Below are 15,332 nucleotides of genomic sequence, written 5' to 3'. Positions count from 1 at the left end.
GGGCGGGACGCGGAGAGCACGGGGGGCGACGTGGCGGACGGAACCGGGACGGGCGCGGGGACCACGACGGGAGACGGCACGGGGGGCGATACGACGGTCGGTACGGGGGCCGGCGCGGCAGGGGGCACGGTCGGCGTCGCGGGGGCAGATTCCGGGGTCGAGCGGCTGCTCGCGGCGGTGCGCGCGGGCCGGGCCGCCGACGTGCCGGCGCTGCTGGAGCCGCTGGACGACGCCGCCCGCAAGACCGCGCTCGCACAGCTGAAGGAGCTGCGCGCCGAGGTGGACGCGGGGAAGTGGGCGGCGCCCGCGTTCGTGGCGAACCGCATCCGCGGCGCGCTGTACGTGGCGGGAGCCGGCTGTCTGCCGGGGGTCGCGGCGGCCGCGAGCTGGCTCGGCGCGCGGGATCTGCTGACGCGGTCGGCGGACGGCGGACGCCTGGCGCTGTCGGCGCTCGGCGACCGGGGTCCCGAGTGGGCGGCGGACCTGGCGGGACGCCTGGCCAAGCGGCGGGCCGTCGCGGAGGCCGCCTATCCGCTGGTCCACGGCCTGATGAGCCGCAGCGGGCAGGCGGTCCCCCCGACGGACGGCTACGTCACCGGGTGGATCCGGCACATCACCGACGACCGGCTCGTGGAGCGGCTCCGGGAGGACCCTCGGACGCCCGCCCTCGTGGCGCACGCGCTCGCGATGGCCGCGACCCCCGAGCCGTTCACGCGGACGGTCCGTCCCGGCTCGCCGAGGCACTGGCCCACGGCGCTGCGGACGCTCGTCACGGAGGGCACCCTGGACCGGGCGCAGATCCTGGACCTGTGCGTGACCCGGCTGCTGCGCGGCGGCCCCGCCCGGAACCTGCGCTTCCCGCTGGAGGTGACGCGGCTGCTCGAACCCGGCGCGGACGAGCTGCGGAAGCGGATCCCGGACTGGGTCGGGCTGGCGTCCGACGCGCCTTCCGCCGTCGCCGGGTACGCCCAGGACGTCCTGGCGGATCTCGCCGCCGCGGGGGCGCTGCCGGTCGCGGCGCTCGCCGAGATGACGGCGGGCGTCCTCTTCCGGACCGAGAAGAAGCTGGTACGGGCCCAGCTGGCGCTGGTCGGCAGGGTCCTGGCGCGGGAGCCCGGCGCGGCGGGCGCGCTGCTGCCCGCCGTGACGGAGGCCTTCGGGAACGACGACACCAGCGTCCAGGAGCGGGCGCTCAAGCTGGTGGGCCGTCATCTGCGCGCCTTGGAGCCGGAGGTGCGGCGCGAGCTGGCCGAGACCGCGGGGCTGCTGAGCCCGACCCACCGGCAGGCCGCCGAGGCCCTGTTCGGGGACGCCCTGGAGGGGCCCGCGGGGGCGGCGTACGAGGAGATCCTGCCGCCGGTGCCCGAGCGTCAGCCGGTCGGCCCGCCGGTGACGACGGTCGAGGCGCTGATGGAGCAGCTGGTGGTGGAGCGGCTCTCCGAGGACCCCGTGGCGTTCGAGCGGGCGCTCGACGGTCTGGTGCGGCTCGCGCACCGCGACCGGACGGCCGTGGTGGAGGCGGTGCGGGAGACCTTCCCCCGGACCGAGTGGCAGGACGCCTCCTCCTTCACGGACCGCGCCCAGGGGATCGAGGTGGTGCTCGCGGGGCTGCTCGGGCTGCTGGACCAGGCGCGTGTGGACCTCGGCCGGACCCCGGGACATGGTGCGGACTCCTGTTTCCACGAGGCTCTTTCGGGGGTCCTCGACGTCCGGCTGTGGGAGGCGGCCGACCTGATCGGGACGGGCGCGCTGCCGTTCCTGCTCGCCACGCCGACCTGGCACACCGGCGGGATCGACCCGCCGGTCCTGGTGGAGCGGCTGCGGGCCTGTCGGGACGCGGGTGTCGAGCCCGCCCCGGCCGATCTCGCCCAGGCCCTGCTCCGGGTCCTTCGGAGGGACCCGTCGGCGGGGCGGGCGGCCGAGGAGGCTGCGGCGCTCGGCACCCCGGCCGGCCGCGGGCTCGCCGCCTGGCTGCGGGAGGAGGACGCCGTGGCGGCGTCCGTGCGGTTCCTCGTCCGGGGCCGGGAGCCGTCCCCGGTGACGGGGTGGCTGATCGACCGGATCGTGGTCGACGTCGACGACCGTGCCACCGTGCGGGAGGAGTTCCCGCCCGCCTTCACATGGCTGGGCGGCGCGCTGGAGGGGGTCCCGCGTCGCTGTCACCACGGGGAGGACAGCAGCCGCGCGCAGTGGGCCACGGTCCTGCCGGCCGACCGTGACGTCCTCGCGGCCTGTCTCCTGCCGAGCCTCGCGGGTTGTGTCGACGGGAGCGCGCGAGGGGCCACGGAGCCGCTGACGACGCTGGTCGAGGCCGAAGGTCCGGTCGGCCGAGCGGTCCATCTGGTCCTGGCGTTCGGGCTCGGCTGCGTGGACGCCGACGACCGGCTGCGCGCGGTGGACGCCATGCTCGTCCTGGCGTCGCGGGGCGAGCTGAACGCCCGGCGGCTCGGCGCCGAGCTGGCGTGGCTGGTCGCGGAGGGCTCGGTCAAGCCGAACCGGCTGGCGGACGCGGCCCGGACGGCGGCGGACACCGGGGCGTACGGGACGGTGTGGACGGTCCTCGCGGCGATGCTGCCGGGGCCGCTCTCCGCCGCGACGCCGGTGCGGGGGCTCGGCGAGGTGCTGGCGGTGGCGGCGGACTGCGTGGAGCGGTGCGGGGCGCGCGACGAGCCGGCCGGGCTCGACGCGCTCGCCTCGGGGCGGGGTTCCACCCAACTGGTGGTGCAGGCCCGGCGCCTGCGGAACGCACTCCGTCAAGGGACCGATCAGAGCCTGGCAGAAACGGCCTGAATCAGTCCTTAGGGCACCAGATCGGCGCTTAACCCGTCAGTCACAAAGCGTTCGTGATCACGCAACACCACTGGGTCACAGTGAGGTCATGACCGATGTGACGTCTTCGAAGAGCGCCCGCCGCCCCCACCACTGGCGGCACGACCTGATCGAGCTCGCCGCCCTGTTCACCGCCGTGGTGGTGGCCGACACGATCGCCAAGACCATCGTCAAGGGCCCCGACGGCCACTACCTGCTGGTCTTCTCGGCGATCGCGCTGGTCGCCACCGCCGCCTTCCACACCTGGTGGGCGCGGAGGCACAGTCATGCGAGCCATGCCCCGCCCGCCGGTCCCACCGGCGGGCACTCCACCGCGGCCCACCGTGCCGACGCGGCCCTCGCGGCGGAGACGCGGGAGCACGCGGAGGAGTCCGGGGTGCCCGTCGAGACCACGCTGTGGCGGATGCGCACCACCGTCGCGGACACCCCGGGCAGCCTCGCCGCGCTGTGCACGGTCCTCGCCCGCCTGGGCGTGGACATCCTCACCCTCCAGACGCATCCGCTGGCCGACGGCACGGTCGACGAGTTCCTGCTGCGGGCTCCCGCGGACCTCTCCGCCCACGCCCTCGCCCGCGAGACCGCCGCCGCCGGCGGCCGTGACACCTGGACCGAACGGGCCGACGCCCACGACCTGGTCGACACCCCGACCCGGGTCCTCGGCCTGGCCACCCGTACCGCTCTCGACGCGGCCGAACTGCCGCTCGCGCTGCGTCAGCTCCTCGGCCGCTGCACCCTCCACACCGTGCCCGCCGTCTCGCTGACGGGCCGTCCCACCGGTGAGCAGGCCCCGGTCGAAGGGGTCCTGGAGGAGACGGTGATGCGGCTGCGCGACCCCGACGGCGGCACCCTCATCGTGGAGCGGCCCTATCTCCCCTTCACCCCGACCGAGTTCGCCCGGGCCCGCGCCCTCGTCGAGCTCGACGCCCGGCTCGGCCCGCGCGTCCCGCGCAGCCAGGACGTCCTGACCCTCCCCGAGGGCAACGAGATCACCGTCCGCCGCGCCGATCAGCGCGACCTGCCCGCCGCGCGCGCCATGCACGACCGCTGCTCGGCCCGCACGCTCGGTCTGCGCTACCACGGCCCGGTCGGCGACGCCGACCGCTACCTCGACCATCTGCTCAGCCCCCGCTTCGGGCGCACCCTCGCCGTGCAGACGACCTCCGGCCGTCTCGTCGCCCTCGGGCATCTGCTCTGGGACGGCGACGAGACGGAGGTGGCGCTGATGGTGGAGGACGACTGGCAGCGGCGCGGCATCGGCTCCGAGCTCCTCGGCAGGCTGGTCGCCATGGCGGAGGACGCCGGATGCGCGAGCGTGTACGCCGTGACCCAGTCGTCCAACACGGGGATGGTGGCCGCGATGCGGGCGCTGAACCTGCCCCTCGACTACCAGATCGAGGAGGGCACGCTCGTGATCACTGCCCGGCTGGCCTCGGCACCGCGACCGGCCGGCCGCCCGCAGCAGCAGGAACAGCAGCAGGAACAGCGACACGAGGGAGCGCGGCGGGCGGAGCGCTGAGCGCCTCGGTCAGGTCGCGCCACAGGTCCTCGACGTCCTCGAGACCGACGGACATCCGCAGCAGCCGGTCGCTGACGCCCGCCGAGCGCCGGTCTCCCTCGGCCACGATCCGGTGGCTGATGGAGGCCGGGTGCTGGATGAGGGTGTCGACGCTGCCGAGGCTGACGGCGGGGGTGATGAGCCGGACGCCGGCGATGACGTCGTGCGGGTCGCCGTACACCTCGAAGGCGATCATCGCGCCGCCGATCCGCGGGTAGTGGACCCGGGCGATTCGGGGGTCGGTGGCCAGTCGCCGTACGAGCTCCGCCGCCGTCGCCGACGCCGCCCGCACCCGTACCGGCAGGGTCGACAGACCGCGCAGCAGGAGATAGCCGGCGAGCGGGTGCAGCACGCCGCCGGTGGCGAAGCGCACCTGGCGGAGGGTGCGGGCGAACTCCTCGTCGCAGGCGACGATGCCGCCCATGACGTCGCCGTGCCCGCCCAGGTACTTGGTGGCGCTGTGCAGCACGAAGCGGGCGCCCTGCTCGACGGGCCGCTGGAGCACCGGCGTGGCGAAGGTGTTGTCGACCAGGAGCGGCACCGAGCCGCAGGAGTGCGCCAGGGCGCGGATGTCCGCCTCGGCGAGGGTCGGGTTGGCCGGGGACTCCACCATGACCAGGCCGGTGTCGGGCCGGATCGCGTCGGCTATGCCGGCGGGATCGGTCCAGGTCACCTCGGTGCCGAGCAGTCCGGCGTCGAGGAGGTGGTCGCTGCAGCCGTACAGCGGACGGACCGCCACGACGTGCCGCAGGCCCTGGCTCGCCCGGGCGAGGAGGACGGCGGTGAAGGCCGCCATGCCGCTGGCGAAGGCGACGGCCGCCTCGGTCCCCTCGAGCCGCGCGAGGGCGTCCTCGAAGCGGGCCACGGTCGGGTTGTCGAGCCGGGCGTAGACGGGCGGCCCGTCGGGCCGGGCCCCGGTGGTGGCGAACTCGTCGATCCGCGCGGCCTCCGCACGGGCGTCGTACGAGGGGTAGGTGGTGGACAGGTCGAGCGGCGGGGCGTGTACACCGAGCGAGGCGAGGTCGTCGCGGCCGGCGTGCACGGCTTCGGTGGCGAGGGCCCTCGGGGTGTCCGAGCGGCCGTAGTCCATGGCGTCCATGGCGGCACTGTGAACGGATACCGGGAAGTAGCGGGAAATCGCCGTGCTACGTTCGCCCGATGGCTGATTCTGTCGTACTGGACGCGGTCGATCTGCACATTCTTCGCCTCCTGCAGAACGACGCCCGGACCACTTACCGTGAACTCGCCGCCGAGGTCGGGGTGGCGCCCTCCACCTGCCTCGACCGGGTGGCGCGACTCCGTCGCACGGGCGTGATCCTCGGACACCAGCTACGACTGGATCCGGCCAAACTCGGCCGTGGGCTTGAAGCGCTCCTTCTCGTCCAGGTCCGCCCGCACCGGCGGGAACTGATCGGTCCGTTCGTCGACCGGATCCGGGCCCTCCCGGAGTCCCGCGCTCTGTTCCATCTGACGGGACCCGACGACTACCTGGTGCACGTGGCTGTGGCGGACCCCTCCGACCTGCAGCGACTCGTGCTCGACGAGTTCACCTCGCGCCGCGAGGTCGCCCGCGTCGAGACCCGGCTGATCTTCCAGCAGTGGGAGTGCGGCCCGCTCCTGCCGCCTTCCGCGGGCCCTTCCTTGTCAGCCGACTGAGGCCTGGCGAGGGTGACGGGGGCCTGCCGAAGAGTCCAGGATGACCCCCATGCCAGAGACTTCCAGCAGCACGCTGCCCCGCCAGGTCGCCGACGACCACGTCGACGCACTCATCGCCCTCGACCCGATCATCGGTACGTACCTGGGAGTCAAGGAGAGCGCCGGACTGCTGCCCGACTTCTCGCCCGCCGGCCAGCGGGCCGTGGCCGACCTCGCCCGCCGGACGCTCGCCCGGCTCGACGAGGCCGAGCGCGCGCCGGGCGCGGACAGCGAGGCCGAGCGGCGGTGCGCCCGTCTGCTGCGGGAGCGGCTGACGGCGGAACTCGCCGTGCACGAGGCCGAGGAGAGCCTCTGCGCGGTCAGCAACATGCGCTCGCCCGCGCACAGCGTCCGCCTGGCCTTCACCGTGATGGCGGCCGAGACCGAGGAGGACTGGACGGCGGTCGCGTCCCGGCTGCGCGCCGTCCCCGCCGCCCTCGAGGGGTACCGGGCCTCGCTCACGCTCGGTCTGGAGCGCAAGCTGTTCGGCGGGCCGCGGCCCACCGCCACCTTCGTCGACCAGCTCACCGAGTGGTCCGGAGCGGAGAGCGGAAGGCCGGGCTGGTTCGAGGAGTTCGCCGCCGCGCGGCCCGACACCCTGCCCGAGGAGCTGCGCGACGAACTCGCGCGCGCGGGCCGGGCCGCCACCGAGGCCGTCACCGCGCTGCGCGACTGGATGCGGGACGTCTACGCCCCGGCCGTCGCGGACGCCCCCGACACGGTGGGCCGCGAGCGGTACCAGCGCTGGACCCGCTTCTTCAACGGCACCGACCTGGACCTCGACCAGGCGTACGCGTACGGCTGGAGCGAGTACCACCGGCTGCTCGCCGAGATGCGGACCGAGGCCGAGCGGATCCTGCCGGGCGCCGACCCCTGGGAGGCGCTCGCCCACCTCGACGAGCACGGCACCCACATCGAGGGGGTGGAGGAGGTCCGGCTCTGGCTCCAGCAGCTCATGGACGAGGCCATCGAGGCCCTCGACGGCACCCATTTCGAACTGGCCGACCGGGTCCGCCGCGTGGAGTCCCGCATCGCGCCGCCGGGGGGCGCCGCCGCGCCGTACTACACCGGCCCGTCCGAGGACTTCTCGCGCCCGGGGCGCACCTGGCTGCCGGTGGACGGCACGACCCGCTTCCCGGTGTACGACCTGGTGTCGACCTGGTACCACGAGGGCGTCCCCGGCCATCACCTCCAGATCGCGCAGTGGGTGCACGTCGCCGACCGGCTCTCCCGCTACCAGGCGACCATCGGCAAGGTCAGCGCCAACATGGAGGGCTGGGCGCTCTACGCGGAGCGCCTGATGGACGAACTCGGCTTCCTGCCCGACGCGGAGCGGCGGCTCGGATATCTGGACGGCCAGATGATGCGCGCGTGTCGGGTCATCGTGGACATCGGCATGCACCTGGGTCTGGAGATCCCGGCGGACTCGCCGTTCCGCCCCGGGGAGCGGTGGACGCCCGAGCTGGCCCAGGAGTTCTTCCAGCGGCACAGCAGCCGTCCGCCGTCGTTCGTGGAGAGCGAGATGACCCGCTATCTGTCCATGCCGGGGCAGGCCATCGGCTACAAGCTGGGCGAGCGCGCCTGGCTCCTCGGCCGCGCCAACGCGCGGGCGGCGCACGGCGACGCGTTCGACGCGAAGGCCTGGCACATGGCGGCCCTCTCGCAGGGGCCACTGGGCCTCGACGACCTGGTGGAGGAACTCTCGCGCCTCTGAGGCCGTCCCGACGGGTTTCCCCGGCCGATCGCTTGATCGACCGGGGAATCCCCTGCTATTCCTCGTCCATGACCACCGACTACACCCCCGACGCCACCGACTGGCGCATCCTCGAAGCCCTCCAGTCCGAGGGCCGCGCCAGCTTCGCCGAGCTCGCCCGTACGGTGTCGATGTCGCCGTCGGCCGTGACGGACCGGGTGCGGCGCCTGGAGGAGGCGGGGGTGATCACGGGATACACGGCGATCGTCGACCAGGACCGGCTCGGCCTGCCCATTCTCGCGTTCGTACGGCTGCGCTACCCGCACGGCAACTACAAGCCGTTCCACGACCTGCTCGGCACCACGCCGGAGATCCTGGAGGCGCACCACGTCACCGGCGACGACTGCTTCGTCCTCAAGGTCGCCGCCCGCTCGATGAGGCATCTGGAGGAGATCACCGGGAAGATCTCCACGCTCGGCGCGGTGACGACCAGCGTCGTCTACTCCTCGCCGCTGCCCCGGCGCTCGCTCAGCCGCTGAGCGCGTCGCCACCCGTGCGCAGCCGCACCGCGGAGCCCTGCCGCGCCTTGACGACCTCCAGCTGAGCCGGGATCCGCCGGCGCAGATCGCCGACGTGGCTGACGATGCCGACACTGCGGTCCCGCTCGCGCAGCGAGTCGAGGACGTCGAGGACCTCGTCGAGGGTCTGCTCGTCGAGGCTGCCGAAGCCCTCGTCGATGAAGAGGGTGTCGAGCCGCACGCCGCCCGCCTCGTCCGTGACCACGTCCGCGAGGCCGAGGGCCAGGGCGAGCGAGGCGAAGAAGGTCTCGCCGCCGGAGAGCGTGGCGGTGTCGCGCTCGTTGCCGGTCCAGGCGTCGACGACGTGCAGTCCGAGTCCGGCCCGCTTGCCGCCGGAGCGCGCGTCGGAGTGGACCAGGGTGTAGCGGCCGGAGGACATCCGCTGGAGGCGGGCGGTCGCGGCGGCGGCGACCTGTTCCAGGCGGGCCGCGAGGACGTAGGACTCCAGTCGCATCCGGCGCTCGTTCTCGGCGGAGGTACCGGCGGTGAGGGCGGCGAGGCGGGCCACCCGGTCGTACTCCTCGCGGAGCGGGCCCAGTCGGCGCACCTCCGTCACGGCCTGCCGGGACAGTCCTGCGAGGTCGGCCACGCGTTCCCGGGCGGCGGCCAGGACGGACGCGGCCTCGCGGAGCGCCCGTTCGGCCGCCGTGTGGGCGGCCGTGGCGCCGGCGGGGTCGGCGGGCGGGAGGGCCGCGGCGGCGACGGTGCCGGGCTCGGCGAGCCGGTCCGCGACGGCGGCGGCCTCGGCCTGCCAGGCGTCCACGCGGTGCTGGTGGTCCCGGCGCTCGCTCTCGCGGAGGAGCGCGGCGGCGGCCTCGGCCGGGGTGGCGAAGCCGGCGCGGTAGGCGGCGTCGGCGAGCCGGTCGTCGGCCTCCTTGAGCCGCTGGGCGGCGAGTTCGGCGGAGCGTACGGCTCCGGCGGCGTCGACCAGGAGGGCGATCCGGCGCTCCAGGCGGGTCGCGTGCTCGGCCACGGTGCCGAACGCGCCGCGCCCCAGGGCGAGTTCCTCGTCGAGCGCGGCCTGTTCCCGCTCCAGGGCCTCGCGCCGCGAGGTCCGGGCCGCGACCCGCCGCTCGGCCTCCCGCTGGACGGCGACCCGCTCCTCGTACTCCCGCTCCGCCCGCGCGAGCGTCTCCCGCGCGCTGTGGCTCTGCCCGGCGAGCGCGTGGGCCTCGGCGTGCAGAAGCGTCAACTCCTCGACCTCGCGGGCGAGTTCCTGGACGGACGGGTCGGTCGCGCCGGAGGCCGCGGCTGCTGCGGAGGGTGCGGCGTCTGCCGCGGACCGGGCGCCCCCCGCTTCGGAGGCGGCGGCGCCCGCCAGGGCCTCCGTGCGGGCCGTGGACCAGGACTCGCGGGTCACGGCCAGCTCGCGTTCGGCGGCCGTGCGGGTCTCCTCGGCGCGGGTGTAGTCCGCGTAGGCGGCTTCCTCGGTGGCGCGGTCCACGTGGTCGGCGGTGGTGCGGGCGGGCGCCGGGTGGGCGGTGGAGCCGCAGACCTGGCAGGGGTCGCCGTCGGTGAGGGTGACCGCGAGTTCGGCGGCGATGCCCTCCAGGCGGCGGGACTTGACGTCGAGCCAGGTCTCGTGAGCGGTGTTGCGGCGCTCGCGGGCGTCCGCGAGGCGCGCCTCCGCGGTCCTGGCGTCCTCGGCGAGGGCGTCACGGCGGCGGGCCGCGGCGAGACGGCGGCGGGCGGGTTCCAGACGGCCCGCGAGGTGTTCGGCGCGGGCCGTGGCGTCCCGTGCGGCCTCGGCCCGCTCGGTGAGCGCGGCGCGCCGCGGCTCCCAGCCCGCGAGCCAGTCGGCCGCGTCCCGCAGGACGTCGTCGTCGGCGCGGGCCTCGCGGGCGAGGACCGCGCGCTCCTCGGCGACCGTGGCGGCGCGGCGCTCGGCGCGACGGGCGGCCTCCAGGCCACCGAGCTCCTCGCGGAGCCGGTGTTCGAGGGCGGAGAGGTGGTCGGCCCCGGCGTCGGCGAGGTCGGGGGGCAGCAGGGCGCGGGAGCGTTCCCGGGCGGCCCGGGCGGTGGCGTGCTCGCGCTCGGCGTCCTGACGCAGCCCGAGCGCAGGGGCCACCCGGTCCGCCTTGAGGCTGCGGTCGAGAGCGGCCTGGAGGCGGTCGCGTTCGGGGGCGCGGGCGGCGAGCCGGTCCTTCCGGAGGAGCGCGTCCGCGTGCCGGGCCTGACGGGCGGCGAGGTCGTTCTCGGCGTCGAGCGCGGCGCGCGCGGCGCCCTGCCGGGCCTCGGCCGCGTCGAGCCCTACCCGAGCGATGTCGAGGGCCTCGTGGGCCTCGGTGCGGGCGACGGCGGCCCAGGTGAGGACCGCGTCGGTGAGCCCGGGGTCGCCGGGCCGCCCCTCGACGGAGGAACGGGCGACGCCGAGGCCGCCGGCGGCCTGGCCCATCCGGTGGGCGAGGGCGAGGAGCCGCTCGTCCCCCTCCTCCACCTGCTGCTGGGCGGCGCGCCGCAGCTCGGCGAGGCGCTCCTCCACGGCGGCGAAGCGCCGGGTGTCGAAGAGGCGTCCGAGGAGCCTGCCGCGGGCCTCGGCGTCGGCGCGCAGGAAACGGGCGAAGTCGCCCTGCGGGAGGAGGACGACCTGGCAGAACTGCTCGCGGCTCATGCCGACGAGCTGGGTGATCTCCTCCCCTATCTCCTGGTGGGAGCGGCTGAGGCCAGCCCAGGTCCCGGCGGCGGGGTCGTACTCGCGCAGCCAGGTCTGGGCCTTCTCGGTGGTGAAGCCGTCCCCGCGCTTCTTGGGGCGCTGCTGGGCGGGGCGCCGGGTGATCTCCAGCCGCCGCTCCCCCACGGTCAGTTCGAGGACGACCTCGGTGGAGGTCCCGACCGGGGCGTGGTCGCTGCGCAGGGAGGTGCCGGGGTTCTGCCGGACGCCGGGCACGCTCCCGTACAGGGCGAAGCAGACGGCGTCGAGGACGGAGGTCTTGCCGGCGCCCGTGGGTCCGTGGAGCAGGAAGAGCCCGGCGGAGGACAGGGCGTCGAAGTCGACGGTCTGCGTGCCGCCGAAGGGGCCGAACGCGGTGATCTCCAGACGGTGCAGCCTCACCGGCCCACCTCGCGCTCGGCCGTGTCGACCCGCACGTCGTCGAAGGCCCCGTGGAGGACCGTCCGCTCGGCCCCGTCGAGGGCCGCGCCGCCGCGCACATGGGCCACGAAGTCCTCCGCGATCTGCTGGTCGGTGCGGTCCCGGAGCCGCTGGGCGTAGGAGGCGGCGGGGTCGTCGCCGGTCCGGTCGGGGTCGAAGACCAGGTTCAGGGTGTGCGGGAAGCGTCCGGTGAGCCGGGCCATCGGTTCGGCGGGGCGCACGGGGTCGGTGAGCGTGGCCTCGACCCAGGCCTGCTCGTGGGGCGTGAGCGCGGGATCGTCGAGGAGGTCGTCGAGCCTGCCCCTGATCCGGGCGAGGGGGCGCGGGACGGGGCAGTCGAGCCGTTCGGCGGTGACGACGGCCCCGTCAGGACCGCCGGGGCCCAGCTCGATCAGCCACATCGTCTTGCGGTGGTCGGCCTCGGAGAAGGAGTACGCGAGGGGCGACCCGGAGTAGCGCACGCGCGGGGTGAGGGTCTGGCTGCCGTGGAGGTGCCCGAGAGCGACGTAGTCGACCCCGTCGAAGACGCCGACGGGGACGGCGGCGACACCGCCGACGGTGATGTCCCGCTCGCTGTCGCTGGGCGCGCCGCCGGCGACGAAGGCGTGCGCGAGGACGACGGACCGGGTGCCCGCGGGCCGGGCGGCGAGGTCGGCGCGGACCCGGTCCATGGCGGCGCCGAGCACGGCCTCGTGACCGGCCTTCTCGGCGCCGAGCTGCTCCCTGACGAGGGCGGGTTCGAGGTAGGGCAGGCCGTAGAGGGCGACGTCGCCGTGGTCGTCGCCGAGGACGACGGGGGTGCCGATGCCGGCGGGGTCGGTACGGAGGTGGATGCCGGCCCGCTCGATGAGTCCGGCGCCGACGCCGAGGCGGCGGGCCGAGTCGTGGTTGCCGGAGATCATGACGGTGGGCACGCCGGCCTCGGCGAGGCGGTGCAGCGCGGTGTCGAAGAGCTCGACGGCGGGCAGCGGGGGCACGGCCCGGTCGTAGACGTCGCCGGCGACGAGGACGGCGTCGACGCGGTGCTCGTGGACGGTCGCGACGAGGCGGTCGAGGAAGGCGGCCTGGGCGCCGAGGAGGCCGACCCGGTGGAAGGACCGGCCGAGGTGCCAGTCGGAGGTGTGCAGGAGCCTCACGATGCCGTCCCACCCCGCATGTGCGCCGCTCCTCGCCGCTCGTGCCCGTCGTGTGCGGCCTCCACGCTATCCCGCCGGGGGGTGTGGTCGGGCCCGCTCGCGCGCTCCGGTGCGGGGGCCGCGCGTGCCGAACGGGCGGCGCGGGCCGGGGAGTAGGGGTGGGCGGCGGCCGGTTCCGGTCCGTCACGTGTCGGGCGTCACGCGCGCCCGGGCCGCGCCTCGCGCGCCCCCGCTCCGTCACGCGCCGGGGACGTCGCCGTACGCCTCGCCGCCCGGTTCGAACGAGGCGGTGCCCGCCGTGGCGTCGGCCAGCCAGGCGCGGAAGGCGGGGACGTCGCTGTCCGGGAGGCCGATCTCGATGGTGACGGCGTCGGCGTACCGCACGTCGCGGACGGCCCGCCCGGTCGCCCGCAGGTCGTTCTCCAGCTTGCCCGCACGCTGGTGGTCGACGGTGACGGTGGCGAGCCGGAACCGCTGCCGGGTCACCGTGCCGAGGGCGTCGAGCGCCTCCCCGACCACGCCGCCGTACGCGCGGATGAGGCCGCCCGCGCCGAGCTTCACGCCGCCGTAGTAGCGGGTGACGACGGCGGCGACGTACCGCGTCTCGCGGCGCAGGAGCATCTGGAGCATGGGAACGCCCGCCGTGCCGCCGGGCTCGCCGTCGTCACTCGCCTTCTGGACGGAGGCGTCGGCGCCGAGGACGTACGCGAAGCAGTTGTGGCTGGCGGTCGGGTGCTCCCTGCGGACGCGCGCGACGAACTCCTGCGCCTCCCGCTCGTCGGCGACGGGCGCGAGCGCGCAGAGGAAGCGCGAGCGGTTGATCTCGGTCTCGTGGACACCCTCGCGGGCGAGCGTGCGGTACTGCTCCTGCATCCGGCCAGCCTACGTTCCGCCGCCGCGGTGCCGTTCGGCGGCCGGGGCGGGGGGTCATGGGCCGTCGGGTCCGGCGCGGGCCCGCGGCGGGTCGGGGCGATCCTCGGCGGGTCGGGAGCGGGCCTCGGCGGGGGGCGCCGCGCGGCAAGGCGGGAGCGGGCCTCGGCCGGTCGGAAATGGGCTTCGGCGGGTGGGTAGGGGGCTGCGGCTCGTCGGCGCGTGCTCGGCGGCGACCGCCTCGGCGGCTACGGCCGGTCGGTGTCGGGCTCGGTCGTGGCCGGACGGCATCTCGGCGGCTACGGCCCTGCGGTGTCGGGCTCGGCCGTGGCCGGACGGCGACCGGCTCGGCGGCTACGGCCCTTCGGTGTCGGGCTCGGTCGTGGCCGGTTCGGGGGTGGTCGTGACGCCGGCGTACGGCAGGGCGCGCAGGGCCAGGGCCCAGCCGAGGCGGGCCTCGCCGGACTCGCTGGAGCGGCCGGTGAGCTCGGCGATGCGGCCGATGCGGTTGAGGACGGTGTTGCGATGGCAGTAGAGCTGCTCCGCCGCCCGGGAGGCCGAACAGCCGTGGTCGAGCCAGGCGCGGAGCGTGGAGAGGAGCGCGGCCCGCTCGCCGCCGGTGGCGAGGACGGGGCCGAGGTGGACCGTGACGATCCGCTCGGCGATGTCGGCGCGCCCGCTGAGCAGCACCTGGGCGAGCCGGTCGTCGAAGACGGCGATGTCGCCGCTGCCCGCCGGGAGGGTGCGGAGGGTCTGTTCGGCGAGCCGCAGGGCGCGGCCCGCGTGGGAGAGGCGTTCGAACTCCGGGGAGACCCCCGCGGTGGCCCCGGTCCGTTCGCGCAGGGCGGCGAGGAGCGCGCGCGTGGCGGGGTCGGTGCCGGGCCCGGTGGCCGGTGGCCTGCCGGGGGGCACGTCGCGGCGGGGCAGCCTGACGATGCCGGCGTACCGGCCGGATCGGGGCCGCCAGAAGGACCACATGCCCTGTGCCTCCAGGGCGGGCGCGGGGTGCGGGGGCGCGGCCGGGTCCTGCGCGGCGACCACGACGACGTACCGGTCGACCGCGGGGACGCCGAGCGCGGCCGCGGCGGCCGAGGCGACGGCGGGGTCGTCGGCGCGACCGTCGAGCAGTGCCTCGAAGAGCGCGACGCGCCGGGTGTCCTGGCGGCTCTGGAGTTCCAGCTGGGCGATCCGGTACGCGTCGGCCATCGCGACCGAGTAGCGGTCGATGGTCTCCCAGACACCGCTCGCCATGTCGAGCTCGACGTCCCGGCTGTCGGCGTCCCGCCCGGCCCTGACCCTGAGGTGTTCGGCCATGACCTGCCAGAGCACGCGCCCGCCGCGCCGGTAGGCCTGGAGGACGGTGTCCAGCGGCACTCCCTGCTCGGCGCGGCGGCGGCCGGTCTCACGGGCCGCCCATTCGAAGTCGCCGCCCGTCGCGGTGAGGCCGCCGAAGTCCTGGAGGGCGCGCAGCAGGTTGTCGCGGCAGATCTCCCAGAGGTCCTCGCGGGTGACGGGGGCGTCGGAGGCGTACGTACCGGAGTGGGCGCGGATGTCGTCGACGGCGCGGTCGGTGAGCCGGTCGATGTCGGCGAGCATCGCCGTGGCGAGGGAACGCCGGAGCGCGCCGGAGCCGCTCAGGGGCGTGTGGGCCCCACCGGAGCCGCCGGAGCCGGCCAGGGGGGTGTGGTCACCGCCGGAGCCGCCCGGGGGGATCCGGTTCCCGCGTGAGCGCGCGCCCGCGGGTTCACGGGGTGCGGACGAGCTGTGCGTCATGGCTGGCACCGTAGCCGCGTGATTAGGCGAATGCCACGGCTCACGCGGGTCGGCGGGGCCGCTGCCCAGCCGGGGGCGCCGCATGATGGGCGATTGCACATGGCGTCCGGGT

10 protein-coding genes are annotated in these 15,332 nt (G+C 75.6%); 5 read left to right on the top strand and 5 right to left on the bottom strand.

What is annotated here, in order from left to right:
• Positions 1-30 precede the first annotated feature (30 nt).
• Entirely contained in the window at positions 31-2,790 is a 2,760-nt protein-coding gene (locus tag AMK29_RS23030; RefSeq protein ID WP_198942321.1) for a DUF6493 family protein, read from the top strand.
• Positions 2,791-2,878: 88 nt separating this feature from the next.
• Positions 2,879-4,345, top strand: coding sequence for a GNAT family N-acetyltransferase (locus tag AMK29_RS23025; protein WP_073816062.1), 1,467 nt, complete (start codon positions 2,879-2,881; stop codon positions 4,343-4,345).
• Here the strand turns inward: AMK29_RS23025 and AMK29_RS23020 are convergent.
• Positions 4,242-5,483 carry a trans-sulfuration enzyme family protein gene (locus AMK29_RS23020; RefSeq protein ID WP_073816060.1) on the bottom strand — a complete coding sequence of 414 codons (1,242 nt, stop codon included), beginning with the start codon at positions 5,481-5,483 and terminating at the stop codon, positions 4,242-4,244. The two genes, AMK29_RS23025 and AMK29_RS23020, sit on opposite strands and share 104 nt — an antisense overlap.
• A 59-nt stretch (positions 5,484-5,542) precedes the next feature.
• Here AMK29_RS23020 and AMK29_RS23015 point away from each other — a divergent pair, with 59 nt between their 5' ends.
• The 3 genes from AMK29_RS23015 (at position 5,543) to AMK29_RS23005 (ending at position 8,311) form a co-directional block, all read left to right on the top strand.
• The gene (locus tag AMK29_RS23015; protein WP_073816058.1) at positions 5,543-6,040 is read left to right on the top strand and encodes an Lrp/AsnC family transcriptional regulator; all 498 of its coding nucleotides are present in this window, start codon (positions 5,543-5,545) and stop codon (positions 6,038-6,040) included.
• A gap of 49 nt (positions 6,041-6,089) precedes the next feature.
• Positions 6,090-7,793: a DUF885 domain-containing protein gene (locus AMK29_RS23010; protein ID WP_198942320.1), complete on the top strand. Its 1,704-nt coding sequence runs from the start codon at positions 6,090-6,092 to the stop codon at positions 7,791-7,793.
• 68 nt (positions 7,794-7,861) lie between these two features.
• Complete coding sequence (locus tag AMK29_RS23005; RefSeq protein ID WP_073816054.1) at positions 7,862-8,311, top strand: Lrp/AsnC family transcriptional regulator; 450 nt, start codon at positions 7,862-7,864, stop codon at positions 8,309-8,311.
• Here the strand turns inward: AMK29_RS23005 and AMK29_RS23000 are convergent.
• The 4 genes from AMK29_RS23000 to AMK29_RS22985 form a co-directional block, all read right to left on the bottom strand.
• Positions 8,301-11,402, bottom strand: a complete 3,102-nt coding sequence (locus tag AMK29_RS23000) for an AAA family ATPase (protein ID WP_073816052.1) — start codon at positions 11,400-11,402, stop codon at positions 8,301-8,303. The genes AMK29_RS23005 and AMK29_RS23000 overlap by 11 nt on opposite strands.
• Positions 11,399-12,577: an exonuclease SbcCD subunit D gene (locus tag AMK29_RS22995; protein ID WP_073816050.1), complete on the bottom strand. Its 1,179-nt coding sequence runs from the start codon at positions 12,575-12,577 to the stop codon at positions 11,399-11,401. The genes AMK29_RS23000 and AMK29_RS22995 overlap by 4 nt, the downstream gene beginning before the upstream one ends.
• A gap of 237 nt (positions 12,578-12,814) precedes the next feature.
• Positions 12,815-13,450 (bottom strand): YigZ family protein, encoded by a 636-nt coding sequence (locus AMK29_RS22990; RefSeq protein WP_073816049.1) that lies wholly within the window; start codon positions 13,448-13,450, stop codon positions 12,815-12,817.
• A 351-nt stretch (positions 13,451-13,801) separates the two neighbouring features.
• The gene (locus AMK29_RS22985) at positions 13,802-15,220 is read right to left on the bottom strand and encodes a PucR family transcriptional regulator (RefSeq protein WP_241845661.1); all 1,419 of its coding nucleotides are present in this window, start codon (positions 15,218-15,220) and stop codon (positions 13,802-13,804) included.
• Positions 15,221-15,332: the final 112 nt, after the last annotated feature.

Source organism: Streptomyces sp. CB02261, assembly GCF_001905665.1.
Classification (GTDB): domain Bacteria; phylum Actinomycetota; class Actinomycetes; order Streptomycetales; family Streptomycetaceae; genus Streptomyces.
This window is presented reverse-complemented; position numbering and strand designations above follow the sequence as displayed.